The organism is Bifidobacterium pongonis, assembly GCF_019331805.1.
Lineage (GTDB): Bacteria > Actinomycetota > Actinomycetes > Actinomycetales > Bifidobacteriaceae > Bifidobacterium > Bifidobacterium pongonis.
Genome location: NZ_JAHBBE010000016.1, coordinates 38,326 through 54,847 on the forward strand (window position 1 = coordinate 38,326; position 16,522 = coordinate 54,847).

Below are 16,522 nucleotides of genomic sequence, written 5' to 3' on the forward strand. Positions count from 1 at the left end.
CGGTTGACTTTTCCGACCATACTAGTAAAAGTCTCTCAAGATACCCCACTTTTCCGGGTATACTAGTAAAAGTCATATTTCTTGAGGTACTTTTCCGACCATACTAGTAAAAGTCAGGTGTGTTATGGAGTTGAAGCCCCGGCCGCAATATCTCGGCAAACTCGTCGCAGCCCGAGGCAACGGCCTCATCAAAGTGGTCACCGGCATGCGCCGTTGCGGGAAATCCTCGCTGCTCACGCTGTTCCGCCAATACCTGCTGCAGCATGACGTCGACGCCGACCACATCATCATGATGAACCTGGAATCGTTCCAGTACGCCTCGTTCACCTTCGAGGACCTTCACCGTGAGATAACCGGACGGATGCGCGACGATCGACGCTATTACGTGCTGCTCGACGAAGTGCAGCTCGTCGACAAATGGGAGAGGGCCGTCAACGCGCTCCACGCCGACACGGACGCTGACATCGTCATCACCGGATCGAACGCGTATCTGCTGTCCGGCCAACTGGCCACGCTGCTGTCCGGGCGCTACATGGAGATCAACGTGTTCCCGTTGTCCCTCGCGGAATTCATGGACTACACCGGCATGAGCGATTCCGCGGCGGCCTTCGAACGGTACACCCGCTATGGAGGGTTGCCGCCGGTGGTCGATCAGGGCGTCGACCAGGGTCTGGCCCATACCGTGCTCTCCGGAATCTATGACACGATCATGGTGCGCGACATCACGCAGTTCCTGCAGATCAGGAATCCCATGGTGTTCAACGATGTGGCATGCTACCTTGCCGATACGGCCGGCTCCCCGGTATCGACGTCCAAGATCGAGAACCGTTTGAGAAGCGCGCACAGGCCCGCCTCCAACGACACCATCGAACGGTATATGGAAGGCCTCGTCGGCGCGTTCCTTTTCTCCCGGGCGCAGCGCATCGATGTCAAGGGCGGCGGGTACCTGCAGGGCCTGTCGAAATACTATCCGGCCGATCTGGGCATCCGCAACATGCTGCTGGGCTATCCTTCCGGCGATTTCGGCTTCCTGCTGGAGAATGCCGTCTACAACGAGCTGAAGGTCCGCGGCTACCAGATTCGCGTAGGCAAGCTGGGAAACGCCGAGATTGATTTCGTCGCGACCCGTCGCCGCGACGATCTCACCGAGGAGCGGTTGTATATCCAGGTGAGCGCCAGCATATTGGATGAGGGGACGAGGGGGCGCGAGCTGGCGCCGTTGAGAAGCGCGCGCGACCTTTCCGTGCGCAGGATGGTGCTGACCTTGGACCGGTTCGGTCTGGGCGAGATTGGGGGCGTGAGCGTCGTCAACGCCATCGACTGGATGCTCGACGCGTAGCCCAGCCCCCGATCCGCCGGATTCGGAAGGTCCGGGAGCCGGACGGCCCTATTCGGCCGCCCAGTGGAAGTTGCCGGTGCCGGCGCCGATCTCGAACTGGTAGGACACGATGCCCAGATCGATGTTCACGCCGTAGCCGAACCCGGGGGGAGCGCTTCACCTTATCGGGGGCGACGAGTTCGAGCGTGAACGCCTGCTGGTTCATGGCGGTCGGCGCCAGGAGCGCCGCGTCCACGCCGTCGAGGAACCATTGCGGGGCGTCGAGCCCTTCGGCCACGCGCATGACCTTGCTGCGCGGCTTGGACTTGTGCGGTTCGCCCTGTTCGGCGCCGTAGCCGAGCGCGATCACCATGACGAGCTTCTCGCCGTCGCGCACCTCGTACGCGCTCGGCACCTTCTTGTAGGTGGCCGCGACCCAACGCGAGTTGAGGCCGAGCTGCTGCGCGTACAGGGCGACATGCTGGCCCCAGTAGCCCAGGTCGAAGTCGAGATGCTTCGACCTGGGCCCGATGAGCGCGATGTAGTTGCGCACGTTGGAGAAGCCGCCCACCTTGCCGGCGAGCGCGGCGAACGCCTGCGGCTCGTCGAGCACGAGCTGCATGTGCAGGTCGCCTTCCCTGTTGCATGCGTCGATGTAGTCGCGCAATGCGGCGACGGTGTTCTCGGCGATCGGTTCGGGACGGTAGTCGTGCACGCCGTGGCGGGCGCGCATCGCCTCGTCGAGCGTCATCATGGTTTCAGCGGTCATGCTGTTCCTCCTGGTTGTGGTTGGTGTGGTCGGTCGCGTACCGTCGCGCGTGGGTGAGCGCGGCGATGAGTTCGTCGATCGCGGCGGGTTCGGCGTCGAGCGTGTAATAGTTGCGCGTGCCCTCATGGCGGACGTGTACGATGCCCGCGTCCTTGAGGATCTTCAGATGATGCGATACCGCCGGTCTGGACAGGTTCGTGCGCTCCGTGATCTCCCCGACGCGCAATCCCTCGGGGCGTGGCGCGGCCTGCAGCATGGAGGTGATCAGGTGCAGGCGCGTGGGGTTGCCCAGGGCGGTCAGCGCCCGCTGGCAGCGTTCGAATTCGCCGGCGAGCGCCCGGATGTCCGCGCCGACCGGGGCCTGCCGGTTTTCGCGCCGAGACGTCGCGTCAGCCGTGCCCGCCGTGTCCGTCGCGTCCGTTATGTCCGTCAAATCGGCCATGTTCCTCCCGTCCGTGCGCCCGTGAACCCGTGCCGTGGCCGGTGTGCGGGGCGTGTTTCGTCGAATCGTTCGAACCGTTAAACCAATTATCGGCCTTCAATCCCGCTTCGGGCGTTCGGTAAAGAAATTGACGCTCCCGTGGTTGAAACCACGGGATTCCCGCGAACTGGGCTTGCTTGGATTCATACGATACGCCTGAATCCAGAGGCTTCCCATTTTTAGCGGGCTATCCCCGGTTGTCGGCCGGTTCCTCTTCTTTTGTTATGCTTTTTCTCGGCTGAGCCGCAATGCCTCGTCGCGAATGTTCAACGCGGCGTTTACGTCCCTGTCGTGTGGTGTGCCACAATGTTCGCACACCCATTCACGTTCGGATAGCCGCAACCCCTTGTACTTGCGCCCGCAGTCGTGGCAGAGTTTCGAGCTTGGATAGAACCTGTCCACTTGGACGAGGGTGCGACCATACCATTCCGCCTTGTAGGAGAGCTTGTCCACGAGGCCGCTCCACCCGTCGCGGAGTATGGAACGGTTCATCACGCGTTTGCGCGACTGGCCGTTGCGCACGGGTCTGCCGTCCGCGTCAAGATTCTTCCGTGCCTTCCGCGTCATGTTTCGCACCATCAGCGTCTCCATGCCGATGAATTGGTTCTCTTCTATCAGCCTGTGGGACAGTTGGTGCTGGAAGTTATCGCGGTAGTGGCGGAGCTTGGCGTACGCCTTGGCTACGATTGCCTTCTGTTTGCGATAGTTGTTCGACCCTTTCGTTCGACGGGACAGTTTGCGCTGCTCCCGTTTGACATCCGCCTCCAATCGGCGCAGCCGGTCCGGATAGTCGATTTTTTCGCCGGTGGACAGCGTGAGGAGATTCTTGACGCCCAAATCGATGCCGATACTGTTCTCGGCTTGCGTTTTCGGCTGGATGTCCACATCGAACAGGAGCACGAGATAGTACGTCCGGTTCTCACGTTTCACCGTCCAGCTGGACAATGATTCGATTGGATAGCGTAGCCGATCGCGTTTGCGGATGCGCACCGAGCCAAGCTTCTTGGACAACGGATACCGGTTGCCGTCCATACGGCGTATGGGCATGGTGTTGCGGAACGATTGGATGTTGTCGTTCCTTGAGGCGAAACGGGGACGATGCTTCTCGTACTGGGCTTTGCGGAAGTACGCCGACCGTGCCTTGCGGAAATCCATGATGGCGTTGCTTAACGCGTTCGACGGTATGGGACTGTCCTTAAGCCATTCGTTCGCGTTCTTCATGCCGGTCACGTTCGGATACTCGGGTTTCGGATTCGTCTTCTTGTCGTACGTGTTGAACGCCTCGACCTGCTGGTTGTAGGCGAAGCGCCTGTCGCCGAAGCACCGTTCCAACATTGCGGCTTGGGTTTCCGACGGTGTGAACGGTATGCGCTGCGCCACCTTGCGCATGGTCATTGCGATTCACGCTCCTTTAACCGTTGGTCGTCGATGTATTTGGCCACCGCATGCTCGTTGACTGAGCCGATGCTTTCCGCGAAATAGCTGGGCGACCATAGGCTCCGTTCTCCCTTGCGTTTCCAGTATTGGCTTTTCAGTTCGGGGTGCATGGCGAACAGTCGGAGACTGGAAGTGCCCTTCAACTGTTTGACGATACTGCTCACGCTGATTTTCGGCGGTGCTGACACGAACAGGTGGATGTGATCGTCCAAGCCGATCTCCATGTGGGGGATGCCGTAGCCGTGCTCGTTGGCTATCTCCCTGAGAATCGTCTTCAAATCCGAGTCGATGCCGTTCTTGAGCACCTTGCGACGGTATTTCGTACACCAGATGATGTGGTAGTTCAGATTGTATACTGAAGTCCTACCATGCGTAAACCGTTCATCGCTTGCACTCATGGGAATAATCGTAGCATATCCGCTACCATACGCAAAATTCGATACGCCCTAACCCGGCATTAAAATACCGGGTTTGCGGGCTAGAAACCTCATCAAGACGAACGTCTGGCCACCCAGTCGAACAGGTCGGCGGCGACGCCCGTGGCGTCGGCGCGGACGATCAGCCGGAACACGGCCCTGCCCATGGGATCGTCCAACGGTACGATGATGCGCCCTGCCGGAGGGTCGCCGCGGAACGGCGCGTCGGAGACGAACGTGCAGTACGGCGTGGTGTGCGCGAGTTGGGCGAACACTGTACGGTCGTGCTGTTCGATGAGCGTGGCGTGGGGGAGCGCCCGGTCCACGCGTTCACGCCAGAAACCGATGTCCGAAAGGATCAGGAACGTCTCATGGGCGAGCTGGCTCGTCGTGAGCGTTTTGAACGCGGCCAACGGGTGGCTCGGCGGCAGCGTGATCGACAGTTGCTCGCGCATGAGCGGGCAGGAGCGCACAGCCCCTTCCCGCGCGGTCGGATTATCCATACCGGACGGGTCTTCCGTACCGTCATCCTCGACGATGCCCAGGTCGAGCGAACCGTTGGAGACCATGCGGACGATATCCGCCTGGCTTAACGTTTCCGAGGTCAACGCCTCACGGGGGAACCGTTCCACCAGCAGCGCGGTGAGCTTCCACAGGGGCGCGGGCGCCACCGTGCCGACCCGCAAGGTCGTCGCACGCCGCGCCGCGGCGGCCACGGCGTCACGCATCAGCCGCTCGTCGCGCAGCAACTGCCTGGCCCAATCCACCGCGACGGCCCCGGTACCGTTCAACGTCACCCTCCTGCCCACCCGGTCGAACAGCGTGCAACCCAACTCCTCCTCCAAACGGCGTATCGAACGGCTCAACGTCGGCTGCGGCATACGCAACGCGTCCGCCGCCGCCGACATCGTCCCCTCATCGGCCACCGCAACCAACTGGCGAATCTGATCGAAATCCATGCACACCCTCCGCGGAACACGCGCCAAACCAGCGCAAACCCATAAACCGCTTATGCGCCAAACGCATAAGCAGTTCCTCGTTTCGCATTTTACCGGGCGGCATACAAAGCCCATAATCATACGCAAGACGATTAAACGAAAGGAACAACGCATGCAACGATTCACCATGAACAACGGACAGGAAATCCCCGCGATCGGCTACGGCGTCTTCCAAATGACCGGCGACGAAGTACGCGAACACATACCAGAAGCGATCAAAGCCGGCTACCGCCACATCGACACCGCCAACGCCTACTTCAACGAAGTGGCCGTCGGCGAAGCGGTCAAAACATGCGGCGTGGACCGCAAAGACCTGTTCATCACCACCAAACTCTTCCCGCAAAGCTACCCATACAGCCAGTGCGGCAAAGACATCAACGCCTCCCTGGAACGCCTCGGCATGGACTACGTCGACCTCATGCTGTTCCACCAGCCCTACGGCGACTACATCTCCGGATGGAAAGCCATGGAAGAAGCCGTCAAAGCCGGCACCGTGAAATCCATCGGCCTATCCAACTTCCCCATGCGCAAAATCCAGGAAATCCTCGACATCGCCGACATCATGCCCGCCGTACTGCAAGTCGAAATCAACCCCTACTGGAACCAGCACGAGCTCAAAACACAACTCCAAGGCACCGGCATCACCTTCGAAGGCTGGTATCCGCTCGGCCACGGCGACCGCAAACTCCTCGAAGAACCCATCATCACCGCGCTCGCAGGCAAATACGGCAAAACCGCCGCGCAGATCATCCTGCGCTGGCACCTGCAGGAAGGCAACGTCATCTTCCCCAAAACCCTCAATCCGACACACATGCGCGACAACCTCGACATCTTCGACTTCGCACTGACCGACGCCGACATGGCCACCATCAACACCCTGTCGCAAACCCCGTACTACCAGGTGCCCGACGAGCCGCCCGCATTCGTACTCACCCACAACGACTACAGCCGGCAGGTCTGAACGGCCAGCACAACCCATGCAACCCGCAACCCGCGACCCACACGAACCGCAAACACACACAGGAGGCAACACCCATGTAATACACAACGCTCAACAACGGCATAACCATGCCCATGCTCGGCTACGGCGTCTACCAGACACCCCCGGAGGAAACCGAACGCTGCGTGGCACAAGCCCTGGAAACCGGCTACCGACTCATCGACACCGCCCAAGCCTACGGCAACGAGGCAGGAGTCGGCGCCGCCATCAACCACAGCGGCATCGACCGAGGCGACATCTTCATCACCAGCAAAATCTGGGTCTCCAACATGAACTACGACCGCGCCGCCGCCTCCATCCGCAGATCAGCCGCATACCGGAACCAGCCAAGCCCGCAAAGCCATACGACCGCAAACCTCCAACCACAAGCCCGCGGGAACACGGCCGGGCGGGAACCTCACTTACCGGTGACCACCGTGACCTTGCTCGGATCGATCCGCTCCGGATCAAGCGTCAGCTCCCCGATCGCATCGGCACGAATCACACCGGACGAAGGATTGAACACACTATCGATCGTGCCACGCACATCCGCATCGACATGCGAATACTCGAACGCCAACGTCGTATTGACCAGACGGCAATCACGCAACACCAAGCCATCCACATAACACAAGCCCTGCAAACTCTCGATCGTGCAATGCTCAAACGTCACATTACGTGAATTCCACGCCAAATACTCACCCGAAATAAACGAATCACGCACCGTCACATTCTCGCAATTCCAAAAACAATCCTTCGAAATCAGCCGGGAATTCGACACCACCACATTCCGAGCGCCATCAAACGGGTAATTACCCACCAAACGCAGATTATCGGCATGCACATCCTCACAATTCATCGCCAGATAATCACCACGCGCACACACATTCTCCAACGACACATCGGAACAACCCCACAACGTCTCCTCCGCATTCACGAAATCAACGCCACGCAACGACACCCCACGACACCTACGGAAATTCTTCGGCGCCTCGAACGTGCAATCCTCCACCGCAATACGATTCGTATACCACACACCCGCGCGAGCCATCTCAAACCACGTACACCCCGAAGCATGCACATCCTCGCAATACCACAACGGATACTTCCACTTGAACGAACAATCAACCAACTCAACACCACGCGCATGCTTCAACGGCGACTCACCATCAGCGAAAACCGAATCCACATACCGCCCATCACGCGCGAAAAACTCAGCACGCTCACCAGTCAACAACGCCTGACGAACCTCAGCCTTATCACCCACACCGGCAACACCAGACACACGCTCCACCATATCCTCCTTCACATCACGCATACGCTCATACGCACAGCACAACATAGAAACCTCAAGCACTCGAAGTCAAACGGGGAGTCACATCCGCCACCAGCGAACACAACTCCCCGCAAACAAACCAGCAAGACCCGCAACCACAAGCCAACAGGTCAAACCAGCAAACACATCACGACACCAACGCAGCGGAATAACCGGCAATCACCCCATCAAGCCGCTCATCGGAAGACGAAGCAACACCCTGCACCAGGAACGGCTCCAAATACGTCGCATGCGTATGACGGAACGTCGTCTCAAACGGAGACAACAACTCCTCCATAGTGCGCACATGACTACCATCACGCGCATACGACTCCGCAGGAGAACCAGTCGACACCGCCAACATGAACTCCTTACCCTCCAACGCGCGACCACCGCCATACGCCCAACCAGCCTGCAACACCGCATCCTCCCACTGCTTCAACAAAGCCGGAGAACTATACCAATAAAACGGGAACTGCAACACAACACGATCATGCGACTCGATCAACGCCTGCTCACGAGCCACATCAACCGCAAAATCCGGATACTGCGCATACTCATCAACCACCGTCACCCCATCAACACCGGCAGCCACATCCATAAGCGCACGATTCACACGAGACCGATCCAAATGCGGATGAAACACCAAAACCAACGTCCTCAACAGACACGCCTTACCAAAACGGCTAACATTCACCGGCCATTGTAACACCACACACCACAACACCCACACCACCAACCGGCCCACACCAGCCACGCCGCCAGCCAACAACACCATATAAACGCAATCAATGACACCACAGACGTTTCCCCCACGCGCTCGCGGTTATGATGTTTCGGAAACCGGCGCACGGGGTGCCGGCGGGAGCGAAAGGAGACGGACCGGTATGCGGGCGAACAGGGAGACGCTTTCCAAGGCGTTGGGCGCGGCGGTGCCGAAAAGCCTGCCGGTGTGCATCAGCTTCCTTTTCCTCGCGATGTCGTACGGCGTGCTCATGGGCACCAAAGGGTTCTCCTTCGTATGGCCCATGTGCATGAGCGCGTTCATCTTCACCGGCTCCATGGAATTCGTCACAGTCAACCTGCTGCTCTCCGCGTTCAACCCCATCGCGGCGTTCCTGCTGGCGGTCATGATCGGAGCCCGGCACATCTTCTACGGCATCTCCATGCTCGGCAAATACCGGAATGTGGGGGCGAAGAAGTTCTACCTCATCTACGGCCTGTGCGACGAGACTTTCGCGGTGAACTCCGGAGCGAAGATCCCGCAGGGCGTGGACCACGGCTGGTTCTATTTCTTCGTCACGCTGCTCAACCAGTTCTACTGGGTGCTGGGCGCGACGCTCGGCGGACTGCTGGGGGAGCGGCTCTCATCCCTGAACACCAACGGGCTTGAATTCATCCTCACCGGACTGTTCGTGGTGGTGTTCCTGGACCAGTGGATGAATTCGGAACGCAAAAGCCACATGGCGGCGTTGCTGGGCATCGTGGTTCCGGTGATCTGCCTGACATTGTTCGGGCCGGACGGATTCATGGTCCCCTCGCTGATCGTCATGCTCGTGCTGTTCCTCGCGTTGCGGCGATACCTGGACGACCTCAAACCGGAGGATGGCGCGAACGGCGATACGGATGCGGGGGCTGGCACGACCGCGACCGTAAACGCAAACGCGACCGCAACCGCAACCGCGCTCGCCGAGGAGAAGGAGGATATCCGATGACCATGGAAACCTGGCAAGGTGTCGTGACCATCCTCATGGCCGTGATCGGCACCGTCATCACGCGATTCCTGCCCTTCATCGTGTTCCCTGAGTCGAAGCGCCCGCCGCGCGTCGTCGAATACCTGGGCAAGGTGCTGCCCTATGCCATGGGCGGCCTGCTCGTGGTGTATTCGCTCAAGGATGTGACGCTGCTCGCCGGCACCCACGGCATTCCCGAAGCGGTGGCCATCGCGGTCATCGTCCTGCTGCACGTGTGGAAGCGCAACATGCTGCTGTCGATCGCGGGCGGCACCGCCGTCTACATGCTGCTCGTGCAGGTGGTGTTCCAGGTCTGAGCGTCTCACCGCAGCCGCGTGCGTCCCATATCGTGAGAAGTAACGCGGTGTTGCGATTGACGGGCTTACGCTGTTCCATAGCCGTGGGAATGGCCCATCGTGGCCATGGCTACAAGCAACAATCCTGCAATCGAGAGAGAATAAAGAGAATGACAAGTGCAGCTAGCGCTGCCGGGGCTCGTGTGCCTGCGCCCGGCAAGCTGGAGTTCAAGGACGACTACACGCCCGCCGAGGCGGAGCGCGTCATCCGCAATTCGAAGGGTCTGCCCGTTGGCGTGAAGCCGAAGATGGTATGGACCTGGCCGAAGGCCATCATCTGGGCCGTCGTGGCGATCGTATGCGCCGTCGGCTGGTCCGTGCTGGCCGTATCGCGCGGCGAGGAGATCTCCGCCATCTGGTTCATCGTGGTGGCACTGTGCTCCTACGCGATCGCCTACCGCTTCTACGCGTACTACATCCAGATCAAGATCATGCGCACCAATGACGCGAACGCCACTCCGGCCGAACGCGTGCACGACGGCGCCAACTTCGAACGCACCGACCGCCGCGTGCTGTTCGGTCAGCATTTCGCCGGCATCTCCGGCGCCGGCCCGCTCGTCGGCCCGATCCTGGCCGCGCAGATGGGCTACCTGCCCTCCACCATGTGGATCATCCTCGGCGTGATCTTCGCCGGCGCCGTGCAGGACATGCTCATGCTGTGGATCTCCGCCAAGCGCCGCGGCCGCTCCTTCGGCCAGATGGCCACCGATGAGATGGGCAAGTTCGGCGGCACCATCCTGTCCGTGTTCCTCGTGGTCATGACCGCCATCGCCATGGCTTTCCTCGCCCTGGTCGCGGTCAAGGCCATGGCATCCTCGCCGTGGGCCGTGTTCTCCATCGGCATGACCATCCCGATCGCCCTGATTATGGGCTGCTACCAGCGCTTCCTGCGCCCCGGCCGCGTGATCGAAACCACCATCCTCGGCTTCGTGCTGCTCGTCATCGACATCGTCGCCGGCGGTTACATCGCCGATTCCCCGACGCTCGCCCCGATCTTCACCCTGACCGGCAAGCAGCTCGTCATCGCGCTGGTGATCTACTCCTTCGCCGCTGCCGCACTGCCGCACTGGCTGCTCGTCACCCCGCGTGACTACCTGTCCACCCTGATGAAGATCGGCACCCTGCTGCTGCTCGTCGTCGGCATCATCGTCGCCAACCCGATGGTCAAGGTGCCTGCGATCACCGAGCTCGCATCCCTGTCCAACGGCCCGACCTTCTCCGGCAGCCTGTTCCCGTTCCTGTTCATCACCATCGCCTGCGGCGCCCTCTCCGGCTTCCACGGCGCGGTGAGCTCCGGCCTCACCCCGAAGGCCCTGGAGAAGGAGAACCAGATCCGCATGATCGGCTACGGCTCCATGCTGGTCGAATCCTTCACCGCCATCATCGCTCTGATCGCCGCGATCACCGTCTCCCAGGGCGTGTACTTCTCCACCAACATGTCCGCCCTGCAGATCAGCAAGGCCTCCGGCGTGACCGTGTCCGCCACCTCCACCCCGAAGGAGCAGGCCGACGCCGCGGTCAAGGCCGTGAACTCCATGAAGGTCAGCAACATCAAGGGCGAGCAGATGAAGGTCACTTGGGATTCCGTCGATGAGAACGGCGATGCCAAGACCTACGAAGGCTCCGAAGCCCTGGAGAAGGCCGCCTCCGACATCGGCGAGAAGACCATCGTCTCCCGCACCGGCGGCGCGACCACCTTCGCCATGGGCATGGCGAGCTTCCTGAAGTCCTTCCTCGGCGGCCATAACGCCATGGCCTTCTGGTACCACTTCGCCATCATGTTCGAGGCGCTGTTCATCCTCACCACCGTCGACAACGGCACCCGCGTGGCCCGCTACCAGATCGGCGAGCTGCTCGGCAACGTGCGTAAGCTCGAAAAGTTCGCCGACCCGACCTGGAAGGTCGGCAACGTGATCACCACGCTGATCGCCGTGGCCCTGTGGGGCTCCATGCTGTGGATGGGCGTGGCCGACACGAACGGCGGCATCAACGCCATGGTCCCGATCTTCGGCATCTCCAACCAGCTGCTCGCCGCGGCCTGCTTCGTGCTCGTGACCGTGTGCGTCGCCAAGCTCGGCCGTACGAAGTACCTGTGGATCCCGATCGTCCCGCTCGTGTGGGATGTCGCCGTGACCTTCACCGCCGACTTCCAGAAGATCTTCGGACCGTTGAGCTACTTCACCGTGGCCGCGAACTACAAGGCCCAGATCGCCGGCGGCACGCTGAGCGGCGAAGCCCTGACGAACGCCAAGGCCGCACTGTCCAACGCGTACCTCGACGGCTTCCTTTCCGTGTTCTTCCTCATCATGATGGGTGTGTTCGTGATCGTCGGCGTGGTCGAGGTCGTGAAGATCCTCGCCCGCGGCAAGTTCGGCGTGGAAACCACCAGTGAGGAACCGTTCATGGAATCCGAATGGTTCGCCCCGTCCAGCCTGATCGCCACCAAGCTGGAGAAGAAGGTGCAGCGCGAATACAGCGCCAAGCTGCAGGAGCTGCGCCAGCAGGGTGCTCAGGCCACCGCCTGACGCCGTGTCATAACGGTTGGTTATCGTCGGTCCGAACGGTCATACGTTCGGACCGACGTTTTTCATTAAGGAAACGATTATGGGAATTGCCAGTGGAATCGCCAGCAAGGTGCGCGCCGCATGGCGGGGCATCGTCTGGTACATGCGTGAGATCAGCGGCGAGGCGCGATACGACCATTATCTGGAGCATTTCGCGCAGGAGCATCCGGGGGAGACGCCCATGAGCGAAACGGAGTTCCTGCGTGCGCGTGAGGAATACGACAAATACCATCCCAACACCAGCTGCTGCTGTTGAACGCGGCAGGCGCGGGGAACGGAACGTGAGGGCGCGGGGAGAGCGGCGGAAGAGGCGTCACCTGCCGGCGTTCAACCAGGTGATGGCCAGCTGCGTGCGATTGTCGAGGGCGAGTTTGTCGAGGATGTCGCTGATGCGGTTGCGCACCGTGCCTTCGCTCAGGAACAGCCGCGCCGCGATCTGACGGTTGTCCAATCCCTGCGCGACCAAGGCGGCGATATCGCGTTCCCTGTCGCTTAACGTGTCGAGCGCCTTGCGCAAGCCGGCGTCCACATGCCGCCCGCCCGCCGCTTCGCCGTGCTCCGGCGCGGGGGATGTCAGCTTGTCCAACACATCGGCCCCCAGCACGATCTGCCCGGCCATCACCGCCTGCACGGCCGGGCACACCGAGGCGACGTCCTGTTTGATGAGATAGCCGCGTGCGCCAAGCGCCATGGCCTGCGAGATGTAATGCCGATCGGCGAATGTGGTGAGGAAGAGGATGCGCGCGGCCTTGTCGAATTCGAGGATGCGACGTGCGGTTTCGATACCGTCCGTGCCGGGCATCTGGATGTCGATGAGCATCACGTCCGGCCGTTGCGCCGGACCGGCCGTGTACAGCGCATAGGCTTCATCGCCATCGGTGGCGGTCCACGGCACGTCGGCCGTGCCAGTGGCGCACAGAATCGTCCTCAACGACGAGCAGACGATGGGATCGTCATCGGCGATCGCGACTTTCATCATATGGTTCCTCCCATACGCAGATTCTAGCCCTGCGCCAAGCCGTCGACCATGCCTTTCCCAAGCCTTGTATGCGGTTGCGCATCCGTCACGCGCCTGCCGGCGTCGCCTCCTGCTTGGGGATGGAAGCGAACACCCGCCAGCCCGGCCCGTTCGGGCCGTACGCGCAGGTGCCGTCCAACGCCCGCACCCGGGCTTCGATATCCGCCAGTCCCATGGCGCGCGATCCTTCCGGATCGGCGTTCCCGGCCCGTTGCGCCGGTCCGCCGTCATCCTGCACGACGATCTGCCAGAACGCGGGGAAATCACGCAATATCACTTCGGCATGGGTGGCCGTGCCATGATGCACCGTATTCGCCAGCGCCTCGCGGACCAGCGCGACGCAGCATCGCGCCACCGGCGCTGGAACATCCTCGACATCATTCGTCACCCGTACCTCCAAGGCGGACGAGCAACGGCATGCCTCCCCGATCATGGATGCGAAATCGGTCCCCTCATCGGCCAGATCGTGCACGGATCGGCGCATCATCGTCATCGCCTCATGCAAGGTGCCGCCGATATCCTCCAACGAGCGTACCGCTTCCGTATCACCGCGCGCCTGCGCCACGACCTTCGACGCTTCGGTCTGCATGATGGCGCGGGTAAGCAGATGCCCCACATTGTCGTGGATGTCGCGCGCGATGCGGGTACGCTCGTCCAATGTCGCCATACGCATGGCGATATCGCGTTCCTCGGCGGATGAAGCCAGGCGTGCCGCCATATCCCGTGCCATGGCGCGACGCGCGTCCCTGGCATGGCGTGAGGAACGTGAAGCGTATGCGAGCCCACGTCTCGTATGGCCGAGCATGAAGGCGATGACGCAGAACAGGCATGTCATGCAGGCCAGCATCGCCTCACGCGACGGGGAAGCGCCCATGCCGATCGACGTTCCGGTTGCGGCCATCGCAATCAGACGGACACATGCCGGCAGCCATGCCAGTGCGGCGCATAACGCGATCACGGCGCGAATCCGCGAGGAAACGGGGAATCTCGGGTCAGGCGCGTCGTGTACGACATACCCGTCGCTGGAGGAACCGCAGCGCGAAACACGTGCGCAGGCATACGCCGCTCCGGGCAGGGCGGTCAGTAGCAGGGGGAGCGCCGCCACGGCAAGAGCGCAGCAGGCCGAAGGCAGCCATACCAGATCGCTGCGGGAGGACGCCAGCCATTGCGTCAATCCGGCGCAGCATACGGCCATCAACAGCCCGGCGACGGCGGCGACCGGCACCCCGCCGCAGCACGTCGCCGCCAAAGCCACGGCCATGGCCGTGATCAGCAGCTGCTCCACGATTTCCTTCACAGGCCCGAGTCTACTTCACCCACACCCGTGACAAATGTCACCATGCCGGGCGTTCTCGTGACCGCATTCACCGGTGTCGCACGCCACGCGCCTGCAAGAATGGAAGCACACGAGAAAGGAACCCACATGAGCGTCAACAGCGCGGTGCGCGTGGAACACCTGATCAAACGGTACGGCGATACGCTCGCCCTCGACTACTTCGACCTCGACGTGCACGAGGGGGAGATCTTCGGCCTGCTCGGTCCCAACGGTTCGGGCAAAACCACCGCGATCAACTGCATCCTCGCCCTGCTCACCTACAGCGAAGGCTCCATCAGCGTATTCGGCGAGCCACTGACCCCCACAAGCTACGACCTGAAACGCCGCATCGGCATCGTCCCGCAGAACGTCGCCGTATTCGACGAGCTCACCGTCGCCGAGAACATCGACTACTTCTGCTCGCTGTACGTGCCCGACCGCAAGCGCAGGAAGGTGCTGGTCGACGAGGCCATCGACTTCGTCGGGCTGGGGGAATTCCGCAAATTCCGCCCCAGGAAGCTATCCGGCGGCCTGCTGCGACGGCTCAACATCGCATGCGGCATCGCCCATAGGCCCGACCTCATCTTCTTCGACGAGCCCACGGTCGCCGTCGACCCGCAAAGCCGCAACGCCATCCTCGAAGGCATCCAGCGGCTCAACAAGGGGGGCGCGACCGTCGTGTACACCAGCCATTACATGGAGGAAGTGGAGCAGATCTGCGACCGCGTCCTCATCATGGATCACGGCAGGCATCTCGCGCTCGGCACCAGCGAGGAGCTCAAAGGCATGATCGAACTGGGCGAACGCATCACCGTGGAAACGCTCGACCTGGGCGAACACGGCAGGAGCGCGGGACAGGTGCTCTCCCGCATCCGGGATCTCGGATTCGTCATCGAAGCCACCTACGACGGGCGCGAACTCTCCATCCGTTGCAGGCGCGGCACGCATAATCTGCTCGACGTGCTCGACATCCTCAAAGCCGAGCACGTGAGCATCGGCCACCTCACCTCACGCCCGCCCACGCTCAACGACGTGTTCCTGGAACTGACCGGAACCGCCCTGCGCGACTGAAGGAGCACGCCATGTGGAACAGTTTCCTGGTCTGCCTCAAAGCGAACATACGAGCCAAGGCGGCGTTGTTCTGGCTGTTCGCCTTCCCCTTGATCCTCGCGACCATGTTCAACTCGATGTTCGGGCATATCGCCGAATCCTACGAACTCGGCTCCCTGAACGTCGCCGTCGTGAAGGACGATGCGTGGAGCAAGGCGACGGGCGCGCACGTCTTCGTCGACGGCATCGCGGGATTGAGCGACGGCGGTGACGGCGAAACCAGCGGCGACGGCGAGGGCATCATCGCCACGCGCGACGTCGCGGACGCAAGCGAAGCCGTAGCACTCATGCGGAACGGCACCGTGGACGGCGCCATCAACGCGACCGCCGACGGCAAACTCCACCTATCCATCAGCAAGCAGGCGGCAGGCAAGGCCGACCCCTCCGCGGGAACCAGCTCGACGCAGATCTCGCTGACCGTGCTGCGCAACCTCATCGCACGCTACAACGCCACCGACGCCACCATCAGGCACATCCTCGCCACGAACCCGCGGTCGCTCACCGATCCGTCCACGCTCGCCAAACTCGGCGCCTACGACGATTACACGAGCGAGACGACCCTGACCCATTTCAAGCCCGACGCCACGGCGCGGTACTTCTACGCGCTGTTCGGCATGGTGAGCCTCATGGCCATGTCGTTCGCCATCAACAGCATCACCTCTATGCAGGCCAATCTCTCGACGCTCGGCATCAGGCAGACCGTCAGCCCGCTG

The 16,522-nt window shown here is 61.5% G+C and carries 17 protein-coding genes and 1 pseudogene; 9 read left to right on the forward strand and 9 right to left on the reverse strand.

What is annotated here, in order from left to right:
- Positions 1 to 124: 124 nt before the first annotated feature.
- Positions 125 to 1,339: an ATP-binding protein gene (locus tag KIH75_RS05315; RefSeq protein ID WP_219055739.1), complete on the forward strand. Its 1,215-nt coding sequence runs from the start codon at positions 125 to 127 to the stop codon at positions 1,337 to 1,339.
- On the opposite strand, the gene KIH75_RS05320 is transcribed toward KIH75_RS05315, so the two are convergent.
- From KIH75_RS05320 to KIH75_RS05340, 5 genes are all read right to left on the reverse strand, one after another.
- Complete coding sequence (locus KIH75_RS05320) at positions 1,308 to 2,087, reverse strand: nitroreductase family protein (RefSeq protein WP_219055740.1); 780 nt, start codon at positions 2,085 to 2,087, stop codon at positions 1,308 to 1,310. The genes KIH75_RS05315 and KIH75_RS05320 overlap by 32 nt on opposite strands.
- Positions 2,077 to 2,529, reverse strand: a complete 453-nt coding sequence (locus tag KIH75_RS05325; protein ID WP_219055741.1) for an ArsR/SmtB family transcription factor — start codon at positions 2,527 to 2,529, stop codon at positions 2,077 to 2,079. Before KIH75_RS05325 ends, KIH75_RS05320 begins: the two co-directional genes overlap by 11 nt.
- A 261-nt stretch (positions 2,530 to 2,790) precedes the next feature.
- Positions 2,791 to 3,963, reverse strand: coding sequence for an RNA-guided endonuclease InsQ/TnpB family protein (locus KIH75_RS05330; RefSeq protein ID WP_219055742.1), 1,173 nt, complete (start codon positions 3,961 to 3,963; stop codon positions 2,791 to 2,793).
- Positions 3,960 to 4,403: an IS200/IS605 family transposase gene (gene tnpA / locus KIH75_RS05335; protein WP_219055743.1), complete on the reverse strand. Its 444-nt coding sequence runs from the start codon at positions 4,401 to 4,403 to the stop codon at positions 3,960 to 3,962. Before tnpA ends, KIH75_RS05330 begins: the two co-directional genes overlap by 4 nt.
- A gap of 92 nt (positions 4,404 to 4,495) precedes the next feature.
- Complete coding sequence (locus KIH75_RS05340; RefSeq protein WP_219055744.1) at positions 4,496 to 5,380, reverse strand: LysR family transcriptional regulator; 885 nt, start codon at positions 5,378 to 5,380, stop codon at positions 4,496 to 4,498.
- A 151-nt stretch (positions 5,381 to 5,531) separates the two neighbouring features.
- On the opposite strand from KIH75_RS05340, the gene KIH75_RS05345 reads away from it, so the two are divergent.
- Together KIH75_RS05345 and KIH75_RS10365 are read left to right on the forward strand one after the other, a co-directional pair.
- Positions 5,532 to 6,380, forward strand: coding sequence for an aldo/keto reductase (locus KIH75_RS05345; RefSeq protein WP_219055745.1), 849 nt, complete (start codon positions 5,532 to 5,534; stop codon positions 6,378 to 6,380).
- 113 nt (positions 6,381 to 6,493) lie between these two features.
- Positions 6,494 to 6,718 (forward strand): annotated as a pseudogene (locus KIH75_RS10365) (aldo/keto reductase); the annotation flags it as partial.
- A 98-nt stretch (positions 6,719 to 6,816) separates the two neighbouring features.
- Here KIH75_RS10365 and KIH75_RS05350 read toward each other — a convergent pair.
- Both KIH75_RS05350 and KIH75_RS05355 read right to left on the reverse strand, forming a co-directional pair.
- Positions 6,817 to 7,695, reverse strand: coding sequence for a DUF3737 family protein (locus tag KIH75_RS05350; RefSeq protein WP_338024296.1), 879 nt, complete (start codon positions 7,693 to 7,695; stop codon positions 6,817 to 6,819).
- Between the two features lie 166 nt (positions 7,696 to 7,861).
- Complete coding sequence (locus tag KIH75_RS05355; protein WP_219055754.1) at positions 7,862 to 8,377, reverse strand: NAD(P)H-dependent oxidoreductase; 516 nt, start codon at positions 8,375 to 8,377, stop codon at positions 7,862 to 7,864.
- 223 nt (positions 8,378 to 8,600) lie between these two features.
- Between KIH75_RS05355 and KIH75_RS05360 the strand changes: the two genes are divergently transcribed.
- The 4 genes from KIH75_RS05360 (at position 8,601) to KIH75_RS05375 (ending at position 12,622) form a co-directional block, all read left to right on the forward strand.
- Complete coding sequence (locus KIH75_RS05360) at positions 8,601 to 9,428, forward strand: AzlC family ABC transporter permease (protein ID WP_219055747.1); 828 nt, start codon at positions 8,601 to 8,603, stop codon at positions 9,426 to 9,428.
- On the forward strand, positions 9,425 to 9,763 hold the full coding sequence (locus tag KIH75_RS05365) for a branched-chain amino acid transporter permease (protein WP_219055748.1): 339 nt from the start codon (positions 9,425 to 9,427) through the stop codon (positions 9,761 to 9,763). Before KIH75_RS05360 ends, KIH75_RS05365 begins: the two co-directional genes overlap by 4 nt.
- Before the next feature lie 149 nt (positions 9,764 to 9,912).
- Complete coding sequence (locus KIH75_RS05370; protein WP_219055749.1) at positions 9,913 to 12,327, forward strand: carbon starvation CstA family protein; 2,415 nt, start codon at positions 9,913 to 9,915, stop codon at positions 12,325 to 12,327.
- A gap of 79 nt (positions 12,328 to 12,406) precedes the next feature.
- The gene (locus KIH75_RS05375) at positions 12,407 to 12,622 is read left to right on the forward strand and encodes a YbdD/YjiX family protein (protein WP_236028065.1); all 216 of its coding nucleotides are present in this window, start codon (positions 12,407 to 12,409) and stop codon (positions 12,620 to 12,622) included.
- Between the two features lie 57 nt (positions 12,623 to 12,679).
- On the opposite strand, the gene KIH75_RS05380 is transcribed toward KIH75_RS05375, so the two are convergent.
- Together KIH75_RS05380 and KIH75_RS05385 are read right to left on the reverse strand one after the other, a co-directional pair.
- Entirely contained in the window at positions 12,680 to 13,342 is a 663-nt protein-coding gene (locus KIH75_RS05380; RefSeq protein WP_219055756.1) for a response regulator transcription factor, read from the reverse strand.
- A gap of 88 nt (positions 13,343 to 13,430) precedes the next feature.
- Entirely contained in the window at positions 13,431 to 14,669 is a 1,239-nt protein-coding gene (locus KIH75_RS05385) for a sensor histidine kinase (RefSeq protein ID WP_219055750.1), read from the reverse strand.
- A 111-nt stretch (positions 14,670 to 14,780) separates the two neighbouring features.
- Between KIH75_RS05385 and KIH75_RS05390 the strand changes: the two genes are divergently transcribed.
- Both KIH75_RS05390 and KIH75_RS05395 read left to right on the forward strand, forming a co-directional pair.
- Positions 14,781 to 15,770 (forward strand): ABC transporter ATP-binding protein, encoded by a 990-nt coding sequence (locus KIH75_RS05390; protein WP_338024297.1) that lies wholly within the window; start codon positions 14,781 to 14,783, stop codon positions 15,768 to 15,770.
- Positions 15,771 to 15,781: 11 nt separating this feature from the next.
- Positions 15,782 to 16,522: ABC transporter permease (locus KIH75_RS05395; protein WP_219055752.1), on the forward strand; the 741-nt coding region annotated here is incomplete at its 3' end.